This is a genomic window from Tautonia sociabilis (assembly GCF_003977685.1).
Lineage (GTDB): Bacteria > Planctomycetota > Planctomycetia > Isosphaerales > Isosphaeraceae > Tautonia > Tautonia sociabilis.
In genome coordinates this window covers 76,263-92,431 of record NZ_RYZH01000011.1, presented here as the reverse complement: position 1 = coordinate 92,431, position 16,169 = coordinate 76,263, and the positions used below count along the sequence as shown (strand labels likewise).

At 68.7% G+C, this 16,169-nt stretch carries 10 protein-coding genes; 8 read left to right on the top strand and 2 right to left on the bottom strand.

Annotation, left to right across the window (positions count from 1 at the left end):
• Positions 1-138: 138 nt before the first annotated feature.
• From TsocGM_RS07650 to TsocGM_RS07615, 8 genes are all read left to right on the top strand, one after another.
• Positions 139-2,658 (top strand): DUF1549 domain-containing protein, encoded by a 2,520-nt coding sequence (locus TsocGM_RS07650; RefSeq protein WP_126724714.1) that lies wholly within the window; start codon positions 139-141, stop codon positions 2,656-2,658.
• A 60-nt stretch (positions 2,659-2,718) separates the two neighbouring features.
• Complete coding sequence (locus TsocGM_RS07645; protein WP_126724713.1) at positions 2,719-4,101, top strand: DUF1501 domain-containing protein; 1,383 nt, start codon at positions 2,719-2,721, stop codon at positions 4,099-4,101.
• A gap of 32 nt (positions 4,102-4,133) precedes the next feature.
• On the top strand, positions 4,134-4,454 hold the full coding sequence (locus TsocGM_RS07640; RefSeq protein ID WP_126724712.1) for a gamma-butyrobetaine hydroxylase-like domain-containing protein: 321 nt from the start codon (positions 4,134-4,136) through the stop codon (positions 4,452-4,454).
• 590 nt (positions 4,455-5,044) lie between these two features.
• Positions 5,045-6,097: a glycosyltransferase family 2 protein gene (locus TsocGM_RS07635; RefSeq protein WP_158633418.1), complete on the top strand. Its 1,053-nt coding sequence runs from the start codon at positions 5,045-5,047 to the stop codon at positions 6,095-6,097.
• Positions 6,098-6,557: 460 nt separating this feature from the next.
• The gene (locus TsocGM_RS27880) at positions 6,558-6,842 is read left to right on the top strand and encodes a transposase (RefSeq protein WP_391731832.1); all 285 of its coding nucleotides are present in this window, start codon (positions 6,558-6,560) and stop codon (positions 6,840-6,842) included.
• A 1,630-nt stretch (positions 6,843-8,472) separates the two neighbouring features.
• Positions 8,473-10,539, top strand: coding sequence for a YgiQ family radical SAM protein (locus TsocGM_RS07625; protein ID WP_126724710.1), 2,067 nt, complete (start codon positions 8,473-8,475; stop codon positions 10,537-10,539).
• On the top strand, positions 10,536-12,017 hold the full coding sequence (locus TsocGM_RS07620; protein WP_126724709.1) for an RsmB/NOP family class I SAM-dependent RNA methyltransferase: 1,482 nt from the start codon (positions 10,536-10,538) through the stop codon (positions 12,015-12,017). Before TsocGM_RS07625 ends, TsocGM_RS07620 begins: the two co-directional genes overlap by 4 nt.
• Before the next feature lie 76 nt (positions 12,018-12,093).
• Positions 12,094-12,720: a sigma-70 family RNA polymerase sigma factor gene (locus TsocGM_RS07615; protein ID WP_126724708.1), complete on the top strand. Its 627-nt coding sequence runs from the start codon at positions 12,094-12,096 to the stop codon at positions 12,718-12,720.
• Between the two features lie 79 nt (positions 12,721-12,799).
• On the opposite strand, the gene TsocGM_RS07610 is transcribed toward TsocGM_RS07615, so the two are convergent.
• Positions 12,800-14,437 (bottom strand): NADH-quinone oxidoreductase subunit N, encoded by a 1,638-nt coding sequence (locus tag TsocGM_RS07610; protein WP_126724707.1) that lies wholly within the window; start codon positions 14,435-14,437, stop codon positions 12,800-12,802.
• Positions 14,434-16,146 carry a complex I subunit 4 family protein gene (locus tag TsocGM_RS07605; RefSeq protein WP_126724706.1) on the bottom strand — a complete coding sequence of 571 codons (1,713 nt, stop codon included), beginning with the start codon at positions 16,144-16,146 and terminating at the stop codon, positions 14,434-14,436. Before TsocGM_RS07605 ends, TsocGM_RS07610 begins: the two co-directional genes overlap by 4 nt.
• Positions 16,147-16,169: the final 23 nt, after the last annotated feature.

Below are 16,169 nucleotides of genomic sequence, written 5' to 3'. Positions count from 1 at the left end.
TCCGGCCGGCCTCGACCATCGGCTTGACGGGCCCGCCGGACGCCCTCTATGTTGAATAATCGATGGAGACCCAGCCCTCCCCGGCCGGACGGGTCGCCTGCGTCCCTCGGACCCCTCGTCCCCCCGAGGAGCAAGGCCGTGACGCTTCCCGCCTCTCTCGTCCTCCGGACGACGCTCGTCGTCCTCCGCTCGGCCCTCCCCGCCACGATCGCCGCCCTGCTGGCCCCGACCCCGACCGCCCTGGCGATCCCCTCGGGCTCCTCCTCTTCCTCTCCCGGGCTCTCGATCCACCCTCCATCGATCCGGCTCGCCGACCCAACCGACCGGCAGCAGGTCGCCGTCACCGCCACCTTCGCCGACGGCTCGACCCGAGACGTGACGGCCGAGGCCCGCGTTGAACTCCGATCGGAAGGGGTCGCTCGCGTCTCGTCTTCCGGAGTGGTCGAGCCCGGGACCGGCGGGATTGATCGCCTGATCGCCCGGTTCGGCGAGGCGTCGGCCGAGGTTCCCGTCGAGGTCGTCTCCTCGACCCCTCCCCGGGCGATCAGCTACCGGCAGGATGTGGTCGCCGTGCTCTCGAAGGCCGGGTGCAACATGGGCCCCTGCCACGGCAACCTCACCGGCAAGGGAGGCTTCAAACTTTCCCTTCGGGGGGATGACCCCGGCCTCGATCTCCTCCGCATGACCCGGGATGCCTTCGGCCGCCGGGTCAACACGGCGGACCCCGATTCCAGCCTCCTGCTCCTCAAGCCGATCGGCCTCGTCCCCCACGAGGGGGGCCGTCGCTTCGGACCCGATGATCCGGAGGCCGAGATCCTCCGCTCCTGGATCGCCGGCGGCGGCCGGGATGACCTCGGCACGGTCCCCGAGCTTGTCTCCCTCTCCATCTTCCCTCCCGAGCGGGTGAACGCCTCTCCTTCCCTGGCCCAGCAGCTCGTCGTCACCGCCACCTTCGCCGACGGCTCGACCCGAGACGTGACCCGACTGGCCGCCTTCGACGTCGACGACCCGACCGAGGTCGAGGTTTCCCCCTCCGGCCTCGTCCGCCGAGAGGCACCGGGCCAGTCGGTCGTCTCCGCCCGATACCTCGGCCAGCAGGCCGTCTCCCGGCTCGCCTTCCTCCCCGATCGCCCCGGTTTCGTCTGGGACGGCCCCGAGCCGCTTACGCCCTTCGACCGCGCCGTCTTCGATCAGCTCCAGACGCTCACGATCCACGCCTCTCCCCCCGCGCCGGACCACGTCTTCCTCCGCCGCGCGTACCTCGACTGCATCGGCGTCCTCCCCACCCCGGACGAGGCCCGCTCCTTCCTCGAGGACACCGACCCCGACAAGCGGGCCCGGCTCGTCGACCGCCTCCTCGGCCGCCCCGAGTTCGCCGACTTCTGGGCGCTCAAGTGGGCCGATCTCCTCCGCAACGAGGAGAAGACGATGGGGCCCAAGGGTGTCTGGGCCTTCCACCGCTGGCTCCGCGACCGGATCGCCGCCGACGTGCCCCTGACCGAGCTGGCCGAGCAGCTGCTCACCGGCTCCGGCTCCTCCTGGGCCAATCCCCCGGCGAGCTTCTACCGCACCAACCGCGACCCCGAGACCTGCGCCGAGAGCTTCGGGCAGATCTTCCTCGGCGTCCGGCTCCAGTGCGCCCGATGCCACAACCATCCCTTCGACGTCTGGACCCAGGACGACTACTACGGCCTCGCCGCCGCCTTCGCGAACATCGACCGCAAGGAAGTCAACAACAGCCGCCGCGATCGCCTCAACTCCCACGAGATCAACGGGGACGTGATCATCCACCTCGACGGCCGCCCCCGGATGCGACAGCCGGTCTCCGGCGAGCGCCTCGCCCCAACCGCCCCCGGCGGCGTCCCGCTCGCGGTTGGCCCCGACCTCGACGCCCGGGCCGCCCTGGCCCGCTGGCTCACCGAGTCCGACCGCCAGTTCGCCCGGAACATGGCCAACCGGGCCTGGTTCCACCTGATGGGCCGAGGCGTCGTCGAGCCCGTCGACGACTTCCGCGCCACCAACCCCCCGAGCAACCCCGAACTGCTCGACGCCCTGACCGCCACCTTCGAGGCCGGCGGCAACCGCCTCAAGCCCCTTGTCCGGGCGATCATGACCTCCCGGGTCTATGCCCTCGACTCCTCCCCCCGTCCCACCAACCGCGACGACGAGGCCAACTTCGCCCGAGCCCGCGTGAAGCTTCTCCCCGCCGAGGTCCTGCTCGACGCCATCGGCTCGGCCCTCGGCCGCCCCGCCGACCTCGACGGCGTCCCCCCCGGCACCCGGGCCGTCGCCCTCGCCGGCGCCAACACCGGACCCGAGTTCCTCGACGCTTTCGGCAAGCCCGACCGCCTGCTCACCTGCGAATGCGAGCGATCCGAGTCCACCACGCTCGGCCAGGCCTTCCAGCTCATCAACGGCGACGTCGTCCGCGCCATCCTCGAGGCCCCCGACAACCGCATCGGCCGCCTGCTGGCCTCCGGGACGCCCGACGACGCCATCCTCGATGAGCTCTACCTTGCCGCCCTCTGCCGCCTCCCCTCCCCGGAGGAGCGCAGCGGCGCCCTCGCCCACCTGTCCGCTCACGACGACCCCCGCCTCGCCTGGGAGGACATCGCCTGGGCGATCGTCAACAGCAAGGAATTCCTCCTGCGGCGCTGACCGATCATCGGACCGGCCCCCCCAACCTCACCGGACGACCCGCCAACGGGGATCAGACCCATGCCCTCCGGTTGCCCCGACTTCCTCGAGACGCTCCGCCTCTCCCGCCGCAGCCTGCTCCGGGTCGGCGCCGCGGGCCTGGCCGGCCTGACCCTGCCCGACGTGCTCCGCGCCTCCGACCGGGGCGAGCCTCGCCGGGCCCCCGCCCGCAACGTCATCTTCCTTCACCAGTTCGGCGGCCCCAGCCACATCGACACCTTCGACCTCAAGCCCGACGCCCCCCAGGGCATCCGAGGCGAGTTCTCCCCCATCCCCTCCGCCGTGCCCGGCGTTCCCGTCAGCGAGCACCTCCCCCGCTTCGCCGCCGTGCTCGACAAGGTGGCCCAGGTCCGCTCCGTCCACCACCGGATGAAGAACCACAACTCCGCCACCTACTACAGCCTCACCGGCCACGCCCCCCCGCTCGACGACATCCGGTTGCGCGACACCCTCGAGCTGTTCCCCGCCTACGGCTCCGTTGTCGCGAAGCTCCGGCCCAGCGACGACCCCGCCATCCCGTCCTTCGTCTCCTACCCGCACGTGCTCCGGGATGGCAGCGTCACCCCCGGCCAGCACGCCAGCTTCCTCGGCAAGCCGTATGATCCCTTCTTCATCGGCCAGGATCCGAACGACCCCGGCTTCCGCCTCCCCGAGCTGAACCTGCCCGACACCATGCCCCTCGGCCGCCTCGACGACCGCCGAGGCCTGCTCGAGCTGATCGACCGCCAGACCGAACTCCTCGAATACGACGCCACCGCCCGAGGCATCGACGACTTCTACGGCCGAGCCCTCTCGATGCTCGCCTCCCCCCGGGTCAAGCGAGCGTTCGACCTCGGCGAGGAGCCCGACGCCCTGCGAGACTCCTACGGCCGCACCACCTACGGCCAGGGCTGCCTGCTCGCCCGCCGCCTCGTCGAGGCCGGGGTCCGCTTCGTCACCGTCTACTTCTCCCGATCCATCGGCGGCCAGGGCAGCCAGGGCTGGGACACGCACCAGGACAACTTCAACGACCTCAAAAACCGCCTCCTCCCCATCACCGACCAGACCGTCCCCACCCTCATCCAGGATCTCGACGCCCGAGGCCTCCTCGACGAGACGCTCATCGTCTGGATGGGCGAGTTCGGCCGAGGACCCAAGATCGGCGACCGCGACGGCAAGGGCCGCAACCACTGGCCCTCCTGCTATACAGTCCTCTTCGCCGGCGGCGGCACGACCGGCGGCGCCGTGTACGGCTCCAGCGACCGCATCGGCGCCTATCCCGACACCGACCCCGCTCCCCTCGAGCGCGTCGCCGCCACCATCTTCCACGCGCTGGGCCTCGATCCCGAGACGGAAGTCCGCGACCGTCTCAACCGCCCCCTCTCCATCGCCGCCGGCCGGCCGATCACCGAGCTGTTCTCCTGATCCCTTCCCCGCTCCGCCCCGGGTCCTCGCCGATGACCGATCCCCCGACCAACATCCGAGCCCACCAGGCCGACCAGGCCCTCGAACTCTCCTGGGACGACGTCGGGCCCGCGAGGGTCCCCTACCGCTTCATCCGCTCCGAGTGCCCCTGCGCCTCCTGCAAGGACGAGTGGACCGGCCAGCGCATCCTCGACCCCGCCACCATCCGGCCCGACCTCCGCATCGAGGCCCTGGAGCCGATCGGCTCCTATGCCGTCCGCATCTCCTGGAACGACGGCCACTCCTCCGGCCTCTACACCTGGGAGAACCTCCGTCGGCTGGCCGACCTCCACGAGGGGCGATCCTCCTCCTGACCGCCCGCGGGCCCGCTCCGCGGGAGCCTCCTCCCCGCCCCATCATCATCCGCCGGAAGGACCGCGGTCGTGTCCCCCCCACATCGAGCGCCTCTTGTCCCAGGGATCGATCCCCCCCTCCCCGACCGATCGACGATCCCCAACCTCCAGGATGCCCCCCGATCGATCGTGACATTCCATCGTCTCGTGTTCGGGAGTGCCATCATCCGAACCCTTACGCCCGTGAACGATTGATCCCATCTTTCAGACAATCGAATCAATCGCCCTGACTTCACGCTCTTGCCGTGACTTCACGCTCTTGCCAATCCTTCAGGCTCTCTCCGTGACTTCACCCTCTGTTCTCTGATCTGCCTGACTTCACCCTCTGTTCTCTGATCCGCGTGACTTCACCCTCTGTTCTCTGATCTGCGTGACTTCACCCTCTGTTCTCTGATCTGTTGTGCCGAGAGCAGGAGTCCTCCCGTCCGAGTCGGAGCGGTCCACGTCCAGGTCCGCTGAATGCGACCCTCCCCGGTCATCCCATGAGCGACGGTCTTCTCTTCTCGATCGAACGCCGTTCCCTTTCCTCCCATTGCGAGATCCGGCCCGAAATGCCGACGCCCCTCCCAACGACGACTTCGACGCCTCCCGTCACCGTCGCCCTCCCCACCTACAACGGCGCCCGACACCTGGCCGACGCGCTCCGGGGGATCCTCGCCCAGGAGGGCGTCCCCTTCGATCTCCTCGTCTGCGACGACCGCTCCGACGACGAGACGGTCTCCCTCGTTCGCTCCCTCGCTGGCGACCGAGCCCGGATCGAAATCAACCCCGAGCGCCTCGGCCTCGCCGGCAACTGGAACCGCTGCGCCGCCCTCGCGCGGACGCCCTTGCTCGCCATCGTCCACCAGGACGATATCCTCCTGCCCGGCCACCTCGCCGCCCACGTTGACGCCTTCGCCCGCCTCCCCGGCCTCGGCATGGCGATCAGTGCCGTCGAGGTCATCGATGCCGCCGACCGCCCTATCCCCCCCACCGTCATCGAGCGCCCCGACCTCGGCCCGGCCGAACGTCTCTTCCCGCCCCCCGCGTTCGTGGCCGAGCTGGCCCACCGCAATCCCGTGCGCTGCTCCGCCGTCACCCTCCGCGCGGAGGCGCTCGCCTCCATCGGCGGCTTCGACCCATCCTACCGCTATGCCGTCGACTGGGAATGCTGGCTCCGCCTCGCCCGCCGCTGGCCCGTCTGCTGGCTTCCCCTCCCCAGCGTCGCCGTCCGCTGGCACCCCGACAGCGAAACCCACCGCTTCAAGCGCGGCTCCGCCGACCTCGACGAGCTTGCCCTCCTCCTCGACCAGATCCACACCCTCGACCGTCCCTCCCTCCCCCACCCTTCCCGCTCCCGCCGCCTCGCCCACCGCCTGCTCGGCCGCGCCTTCCTCAACCGCTCCCTCGACGCCCTCCACGCCGGCGACGCCCCCCTCGCCCTCCGCTGCCTCCGCCGCTCCCTTTCCCTCTCCCCCGCTCTGCTCCTCCTCCTTGCCCGCGACCCCCGCCTCGCGGCCCAGATGACCGCCCTCTCCCTCGCCCCCCGCTGGGCCTCCCGCCGCTTCCGCCATCCCGACCAGCCTGGGCAGGCGGACTCCGTACCCACTTCCGGGCCAGCTTAACGATTCGCCTTCAGGTGTGATCCGAGATGCCCCCTCCACTCTTATCGGCGGGCGGGATCGACCTCCGTGGTTCTTGTCGGATGATCGAAGAAGTGTGACAGTATCGGTATACCGCAACTGTCAGGGGCTCCCGTCATGGTCTTCATCCATCGGGTGGCCCGGACAACTCGTTGTCCGGGTCGCGAAGCGACGAGAGGCTTGAGGTCCGAGCGACCCAATCGTAGGCTCATCCCATGGCCTCCAGGCGTATCTACGATCGAGACAGGCACGCCCATTTCGTGACCTTCTCGTGCGATCGACGCCGTCGGTTTCTCGACCACGACCGGCCCAAGCGGATCGTCCTCGGGGTCCTTTCCTCGCAGCTGTCATTGCAGGACGGCCGCTGCGTCGGCTTCGTCGTCAGCCCGACCACGGGCACGCGATCCTTTGGTTCCCGGAGGACGACCAGCTTTCCCACTTCGTGACGCAGTGGAAGCAACGCAGTTCCGTGCAGATCAAGCGATTCCTGCGCGAAGGGATGACGGCATACGCCCGGACCTTCGTCCTGTCGGAGCCGATCTGGCAACCCCGTTTCTATGGCTTCAACCTCGACTCGGAGGGTAAGTTCGAGGAAAAGCTTACCTACTTGCACCAGAACCCGGTGCGTGCCGGCCTGGTCGCCCATCCGTGCGACTGGCCATGGAGTTCGGCGCGATACGACGAGCAAGGGCGGAGCGTCGGCGTGCCGGTCGGCTGGCTCGATTGACGCCTCTTGCGGCTTCGCCGCCCGGACAACACGTTGTCCGGGCCACTCTACCAAAGGTAGCCTCAACCCCTGGAGTGGGGTGTTGGGTATCGGCTCATGCTCTCGAGGCCCTGCTCTGCACTCGCCCAAAACGCGGTTCAAGGTGCGGCATCTGATGTTAGCGATCGTCGGCATCGCCATCCTGAGTTGGTTGGCGGCGGAGGTCGTTGTGAAGAGACCTGGACGGGAGGCACACAGGGTACGGGGGCAGTTTGTTGCTGAGATTCGCGCGTCGTCTGATGAACTCCGTCAGCGAGCGGAGGACGACAGGGTCGCCATCGCTAAGGACCTCCAAGAGGACTTTCGACTGGATTCCGGGCGTTACGATCGCTTAGCTGAGGAGATTGAGCAGAAGGACCATGGAGCAAGTCGGACGGAGCGAGTCCAAGCACACCGTCCGGAGCTCATCGAACTTGGACTGCGGTCTCTGTCTGCGCTGAGGCGGTACGAAGTCGAGCGCGACCTGAGCATCGAGGCCGCAGCAGCCCCCTCCCGTAACGGCAAATCGCGTCGACCCATCCCGACACTGGGGCCCCCGTCGCGTTTCACGCCGCCAACCAAGGTGCGGAGCGGACCGATTTGAACCACCCGAGTAGTCAGGGTCCGCGACCCCTGGAATCAATGCGTGTGGATGAGGGCCGCGTTCCAATCGGCTCATCATCGAGCATGGGGTTGGGTGTTTGACTCCGGTCTGACAGTGAGCGAGGCCGCAGGCGGTCCCGACAAGGTTCAGCGGTGTCCCCTCAGAGGAACCATCCGGAACACGGTCGGATGATCTGAAGTCAGCGGCCGCCCCCCTCTGGCCCGATGATGATGGTGGGAAACCGGACTCGACGGAAGACTGACGAACGACCATCAGGGCGTCCGAGATCGTATCGACCCCAGGGACGAGAGGCCCCTTCTCCGGGATCGCTCTGACCCCAACGCCCCCCTCGCCCTCGGTCGATCGTCCGCGACTCACCCGATGACCGGAGCCCGTCCACTCGACTCCTCCCGGCGGTCGGCCTCCTGATCTCCCCGGTCTTTGGTCTTTGGCAATCGAATCCATCCAATCGTGATCCGGGACCCGTTTCGTTCCGCTCGCGACTCCCCGGAGCGGTCTTCGATCGCGGAGGCCCAGTTGACGAAACGAAGCCATTTTGCCGGACTGAGATCGCCTCAACCTCTTGCCAAAAATCAAATTACGCCGTTGCCCCTTCATCGTGCCGAGGCGCACCGATCCGCGCACCGGAGCGATCCTCGCGTGCGTCCCCTGCCGAATCGGGATCGATCGCGTCGGTCGTCCGCTGGCGAGCGAGGAGACACCCCTCCGGCGCGGAGCGAACCCATTCCGGACCGACGCGATCGCCGCAACCTCTTGTACAAAAAAACGTAACGTCAATTGCTGCCAAACTCGCCGGAGCGCACCGTCCGGCGCACCGACGCTCCGGGACGGATCGAGGAGGCGCTCGGCTCCCCGCTCGCCCCGATTCCGATCGCGACCGGCCGGGATCGGCCTCGAACCGGGGGGGGCGGGCGTCGTACAATGTGGAGTCCGACGCCGAACGACGAACGCCCCTCCGCACTCCCGACGCGAAATCGACCCCCTCCCATGGACCTCGTCGACCTGAAGTGGGCTCCCCCCGGCCGCAATGAGCCGAACCGGGCCCCGACACAACTGCCGGTGCTCGACGACCTCGGGCCGACGCCCCTCCCCCCGCTGCCGGCCTCCCGGGAAGAGATGGAGGCGAGGGGCTGGGATGCGGTCGACGTCGTCTTCGTCTCGGGGGATGCCTACGTCGACCACCCGTCGTTCGCCAACGGCATCCTCCCCCGGGTGCTCGAGGCGGCCGGCTTCCGGGTCGGCGTGCTCGCCCAGCCGGACTGGAGGAGCGCCGAGCCGTGGCGGACCTTCGGCCGTCCCCGCCTGTTCTTCGCCATTAGCGCGGGGAACATGGACAGCATGATCAACCACTACACGGCCAACAAGAAGGTCCGCAACGACGACGCCTACAGCCCCGGCGGCCGCATCGGCCTGCGTCCCGACCGCGCCACCCTGCCCTACTGCCAGCGGGCCCGGGAGGCGTTCCCCGGCGTGCCGGTGATCGCCGGGGGCGTCGAGGCGTCCCTCCGCCGGCTCGCCCATTACGACTACTGGAGCGACACGGTCAAGCGCTCCATCCTACTCGACTCCAAGGCCGACCTCGTCGTCTTCGGGATGGGAGAGCAGCCCATCCTGGAGATCGCCCGCCGCCTCTTCGCCGGCGAGGACGTGAAGGCCCTCCGCGACATGAGAGGGGTCGCCTTCGCCCTCGGCGCCAGGGAGGAACCTCCGAGAGACGCCCTGGTCCTCCCCTCCTTCGAGGAGGTGAAGACCGATCCCCTGGCCTTCGCCAGGGCCACCCGGATCATCCACCAGGAGACGAACCCGCTCAACGCCCGCCGGCTGGTCCAGTATCACGACCGCCAGGCCGTCGTCTGCAACCCGCCGGCCCTGCCCATCACCCAGGCCGACATGGACCGCATCTACGGCCTCCCCTACACCCGTCGGCCGCATCCGATGTACGGCGACGAGCCGATCCCCGCCTTCGAGGCCATCAAGGACTCCGTGACGATCATGCGCGGCTGCTTCGGCGGCTGCACCTTCTGCTCGATCACCGCCCACCAGGGTCGGATCATCCAGTCCCGGTCGAAGGAGTCCGTCCTGACGGAACTCCGACGACTCGGCCAGGATCCCAGCTTCAAGGGGATCGTCTCCGACATCGGCGGTCCGACCGCCAACATGTACCAGATGACCTGCTCGAAGCCCGAGGTCGAAGCGGTCTGCAAGCGACAGTCGTGCGTCCACCCGAAGATCTGCAAGCTGCTGAGCACCGACCACGGCCCGCTTATCGAGCTGATGAGGCAGGGCCGGGAGGTTCCTGGGATCCGCAAGCTGCACGTCGCCTCGGGGGTCCGGATGGACCTGGCCCAGAAGTCGCCCGAGTACCTCCAGGAGCTGGCCGCGCACCACGTCGGCGGCCACCTGAAGGTTGCTCCCGAACACACCGACCCGGACGTGCTCAAGCGGATGAGGAAGCCCGAGATCAACGACTACCAGTCCTTCGACGCCGCCTTCAAGGCCGCCAGCCATCGGGCCGGCAAGCGCCAGTACACCGTCCCCTACTTCATCGCCTCGCACCCGGGCAGCGACCTGAACGCGATGATCCACCTGGCCCTGTTCCTCAAACGCAACGGCTACAAGCCCGACCAGGTCCAGGACTTCATCCCCGCGCCGTTCGACGTCGCCACCTGCATGTACTACACCGGGCTCGACCCGTTCACCGGCGAGGAGGTTGTTGTCGCCCGCCATTTGCGCGACCGCAAGCTCCAGCGGGCCCTACTTCAGTTCTTCAAGCCCGAGAACTACTTCGAGGTCCGCGAGGCGCTGCTGAAGGCCGGCCGATCGGACCTGATCGGCTCGGGCTGCGACTGCCTCATCCCCGCCCAGCCCCCCAAGGCCGCCCTTCGGGCCCGGATGGAGCGGGCCAACCGGGCGATCGCCGAGGGCCGCTACGTGCATCAGATCGACACGGTTTCCAATACGGAGACTCCCGGAGTCCGTCGTTCCGGGAGCGGCCGACCCGCCTCCTCCGGCTACCGCCCCGGCCGATCCGGCGCCCGGAGGCGGAAGCGATGAGGCGCCCCCGCCCGAACCTGCGACGCCCCGCCGCTCCCTCCTCCCTTCCGGCCCGACGCCCCTCCCCGGGAGACGCTCCCCGGGAAGAGGAGTCCGGGCCCATCCTGGACCACGTGGCCCCCCCCGCCGAGCTGGCCCGGGCCACCGCCGAGGTCGCCTCGGCCGCCCTCCAGGCCGCCTTCGGCCGGGGACGTCGCCCCGAGCCGGTTGTCTCCGACGCCCTCCGCAAGCTCCGGGGCGTCTCGATCGCCGATCGCCTGTTCGTTTCCCGGTCCATCGACGCCCTCTTCCGCTGGTGGGGCTGGATCGACCCGCTCCGGCTGGGCCCGATCGAGGCCCGGCTCCTGATCGCGGTCCTGCTCGACCGCACCGACGTGCCTGAGCCCTGCCGCCTCTGGGCCCGCGCTGTCGGCGTCGACCCCCGGTGCCTCCAGCCCATCGGGGGCGCCCCGAACTGGGCCCGGCGAGCCGAGGCCTTCCGCCGGCTGGTCGAACGGCCCCGAGCCACCACCGAGCCCTGGACCCTCTTCCCCCGTTGGCTTCGCGACGAGCTGCTCGAACCCCCCGGCGAGGAGGCCCTGAAGCATCGTCTCGTCGCCCTACTGCACACGCTCCAGAGGCCTCCCCTCCCCTGGCTTCGCGTCTCCCGAGGACGGCCCGCCGAGCTGTGGGCCGAACTCCAGCGGCAGGGGCTCCCGGTAAGCATCCACCCGAGCTTCCCGGACGCCGCCTCCGTCCCCCCCTCGACCGTTCTCCAGGGGATCGAGCCGTTCCGCCGGGGCGACCTCGTCGCCCAGGACCTCGGCTCCCTCGCGGTCGTCGCCGCCTGCGACGCCGAGCCCGGAGAGCGCTGGTGGTACGCCGGCCACGCCCGGGGGGCAACCGCCCTCCTGCTGGCCGACCGCATGCGCGGGAAGGGAACCCTGGTCGTCGGCGAGCTCGAGGATCGCGACCGCATCCGCACCGCCCGGATGGCCCGGAAGGGGCCTCACACCAATGTCTCGACCCGGGGATGGGACGGTCACCGGGTCGTCGGCAAGCCCTCATCCTATCACGGCGTCCTGCTTGAGCCTCCTGGCTCCGGAATCGGCCTGTGGCGCCGCGAGCCCGCCTCTCGCTGGTTCGTCGATCGCACCGCGCTGGACCGACGGGTCGAGGAGCAGGCCCGGCTCCTCGACGTGGCGGCCCGGGGCGTCCGGCCCTCGGGCGTCCTGATCTACGCGGTGCCGTCACTGGCGCGATCCGAGACGGTCGCCCAGATCGATCGCTTCCTGAGCACCCATCCCGACTTCCAACTCGATCCCTTCCCCGATCCCCTCGACGGAAGCCCCACCCCGGGGACCGCCATCCTCTGGCCCGATCGGGCCGACAGCGACGCCTGGTACCTCGCCCGGCTGATTCGATCCGGAGGCCCGAGATCCGCGTTGGGAGAGTCTGGCCAATTCATGCTTGACAGCGCCCCGGACACCCCCCGATAGTGTTGTTCAGGACACCAGGCGCGACCGCCCCCATGACGGGGGGGACGATACCCGCGAAGCCTAGCGGAGCGATTCCATGTCGCTGATGGCCCCCCTCCCCTCGCCCGCTCCAGAATCCCGGTTCCAGTTCTTGCTCAGGGAGGCGCGGAACGGTTCGGAAGAGGCACGCTGGCTCGTCGTGCAACTCTTCCGTCGCACGATGCTCTCGATTGCCAATCAGGAGGTCGATTCCGCCATCAACCCCCGAGAGGCCCCCTCCGACATCGTCCAGGAAACCATCGTCGAGGCCCAGCGTGACCTCGACGGCTTCCACGGACGGACCGAACGCGAGATGCGGGCCTGGCTGAAAACGGTGCTGACCCGAAACATCCGCAACATGAGCCGCAAGTATCGGACCCAGCGCCGCAACCACTACCGCGAACGTCCGCTCGAGCACCGCTCCGTCGACCAGGCCCCCTCCATCCCCGACCCGGGCCCCTCCCCCAGCACCATTCTCATCCATCGGGAGACGGCCGAGGCGCTCGAACGAACCATCCTCAGCCTGAAGGACCATTATCGGCAGGTCATCAACCTTCGATGCAGGCGTGGTCTCTCCTATGAGGAGATCGCCCGCATCATGGGTCGATCCGAGGAATCGACCCGTCGCCTCATGTCTCGTGCGTTGCATGAACTGAGCCGCCGGATGAAGGCCCAGCTTGGCTGAGCGATCCCCGGCGGAGCCTCCCCGAATGGCGATCGGGCGAGCGACGGTAACTCGCTCGCCCGACGCCGGTTCGGCGGGGTCATCGGACCGGACGCGGTCGGACGAGGGCCACGTCATCCGTCTCGGTCTCGTCCTCGCCTTCAGGCCCAGAAGTGCCGGGAGCAGGCTGGCCGATGGCCGCCACAGCGGCCCGCCTGCTGGCCGATTGCAAGGGGCCCGGGATCAGGCCCAGGATCAGGCTCAGCACGGCGCAGGTCCCCACCGCCATCGCAGTCGGCCAGCCTGCTGCCGATCGGGATTCGGCCGCTGGCGACCTGGCCGGCGTCCCGTAGTAGATCGCCGCGACGATCCGGAGGTAGTAGTACGCCCCAATCGCCGCGTTGATGACGCCAATGACCGCGAGCAGCTGCAGCGACGGGATCCCCTGGATCGGCTCGGCGGTCCAGGCCGACGCGAAGATGAAGAACTTCCCCCAGAACCCGGCCAGTGGCGGCACGCCGGCCAGGCTGAACAGACAGAGGGCCATGGCCAGGCTCAGCAGGGGCCGGGTCCGGGACAGACCGGAGAGGTCGTCGATCGTCTCCGCTCGCTCGCCGGAGCCCTCCAGGTAGAGGATCACGCCGAAGGCGCCGAGGGTCATTAGCGCGTAGGCCGCCAGGTAGAAGACGATCCCCTCGGCCCCGGAATACGGGCCGAGGTTCGCCGGGTCTTCGACCCGGGCGAAGGCCGCCGCGACGCCGACCATCAGGTACCCCGCGTGGGCGATCGACGAGTAGGCGAACAGCCGCTTCAGGTTCGTCTGAACCAGGGCCACGGTGTTCCCCAGGATCAGGGTCGCCGCGGCGATGAGCCAGGCGAGGAAGACGGCCCGCTCCGACAGCATCGGCTCGCCGACGCTGACCACCGAGGTCAGCACCCGGATCATCGCCACGAACCCGATCCCCTTGGGGATCCAGGCGAGCAGGGCAGTGATGACCGTTGGGGCCCCCTGGTAGACGTCGGGCGCATAGAAGTGGAACGGCACCGCCGCCACCCGGAAGCCGAGCCCCGCGGTCACGAACACAACCGCGATCGAGCCGATCGCCGCCGTGCCGGTCGTGATCACCTCGCCTCCACCCCCCATCAGGAAGGCCAGGGCCTTGAGGTTCGAGACACCGGTCAACCCGTAGAGATACGCGAATCCAAAGAGCAAGAGCGCCGAAGAGAAGACGCTCAGGAAGAAGTACTTCGTCGTCGCCTCCTGCGTCGTGCGGTTCCTCCGGGGAAGGTAGAGGAGGAGGTAGGTCGGGATGCTCACCAGTTCGAGGCCGACGAAGAGAAAGATCAACTCGTTGGCGGCGCAGACGAGCATCGCACCCGAGATGACGAACAGCAGGGCGCCGAAGAACTCGGCGGCCCGGTCGTCGCCCACCTGGTTGTGTGCCAGGCCGAGCAGGATCAGCCCGGTGATGAGGAAGGCGAACCGGCCGTAGACCGAGAGGGCGTCGTTGAGCGCGACCGAGCCGTAGGCGAAGGCATCGGTCCCCGATCCGGAGACGGCAAGCAGGGCGAGCAAGGAGGCCCCGATCGCCGCGGCGGACAGGCCCGCCCAGAGGGATCGCCCTCGCCGGAAGAAGGGCCCGGCGACCATGATCGCCGCGGCGGACAGGGCGAGGACGATCTCCGGCAGCAGGACGAGGATCGTCCGGGAGAGCGTTTCCGATTGGTCGGGAATCATGGGGCGGTCACCTGCGCCGATCGGGCGAGAAGGGCCCGGGGCGAGTCCTCGCCCGGGGCCGAGACGGTCTGGTTCGGCTCGGTCGACATCCCGGCCCCTTCCGCCGGGAACCGGGCGACGATCGACTCCACCGACGGGGTGATCCGGTCGTAGAACGGCTTCGGATAGAGGCCGATGATCACGATCAGGGCGAGCAGCGGGGCCAGCCCGGCGATCTCGTACCACTGGACCGGAGGGACCCCGGCCGAGTCGTCGTGGCCGTGGCCGTGGCCCTCGCCTCCCGGCTCGCGGAGCGGGCCGAAGATCACCTTCTGAAGCATCAGGAAGAGGTAGTAGGCACCAAGGATGATGCCGATGGCGGCCACCACCGTCGCCCTCGGGAAGCGGGAGAAGCTGCCGGCGAGGATCGGAAATTCACCAACGAAGCCGTTGAGGCCTGGAACGGCGGCCGATCCCATCGACGCCAGGATCAGGAAGAAGGCGAACAGCGGCAACCGCTTCCAGATGCCTCCCATCCGATCCATCTCCCTCGTGTGGTAACGCTCATACAGAACGCCGACACAGGCGAACAGGGCGCCGGTCGTCAGGCCGTGGTTGATCATCTGAAGCACGGCGCCGTCGACGCTCACCAGGGTCATCGAGAACAGGCCCAGTGCGATGAACCCCATGTGACTGACCGAGCTGTAGGCGACCAGCCGCTTCACGTCCGTCTGGGCCAGGGCCGTCAGGGCCCCGTAGATGATGCCGATGACCGAGATCGCGACGAGCATCGGGGCGAGCACCGCGGTCCCCATCGGGGTCATCGCCAGATTGAAACGCAAGAACCCGTAGCCGCCGACCTTCAGCAGCACGCCGGCCAGCAGCACCGAGCCCGCCGTCGGGGCCTCCACGTGCGCCAGCGGGAGCCAGGTGTGGAACGGGAAGAGCGGCACCTTGATCGCGAACCCGGCGAACAGCAGCAGGAAGATGAACACCTGCGGCTGGAGGAGAAATTGCGAGAGGGAGAACGAGTCGGCCAACGGCCTGGTGAACGCCCAGTCGGCCGACGTGATCCGGGAGAGCCCCTCGGTCAGCTCCGGGATCGAGAAGGTCAGAACCTGGGGCGTCGAGAAGCGGTAGTGGACGACGATCAGGGCGATCACCCCAAGCAGCGTCAGCAGGCTCCCCGCCAGGGTGTAGAGGAAAAACGTGATCGACGCTCGGCGGCGCTCCGGCCCTCCGTATAGGCCGACAAGGAAGAACAGGGGAATCAGTGTGAATTCGAAGAAGATGTAGAAGAGAACCACGTCGAGGCTGGCGAACAGCCCGAGCAATCCTGTCTCCAGGAAGAGCAGGAGGGCGTAGTAGGTCGGGGCCCGCTCGGTGATCGAGGACCAGGAGCAGAAGACCGAGGTCACCAACAGCAGGCTCGTCAGGGCGAAGAGCGAGAGGGCCACGCCGTCGAGCCCGAGGGCGAAGCGGATGCCCGGCCCCGAGCCGACGGCCACCCAGGGCAGGCCGGCATGGCCGTCGGCCCCTTCGAAGGCGAACTGGGCCGAGGCATCGCCGACCTGGAACGCGCCGACGAGGACCAGCGAGAAGGCCAGCGTGGCGAGGGTCGTCGCCAGCGCGACCCATCGGGCCGCCTTGTGGTCGAGCTTCGGCGCCAGCAGCAGCGCGAGGCCGCCGAGCAGGGGAAGCAGGACCGTCACCACCAGGAGCGTCGCCATCTCGGGATCCTTGTCACCTCGGG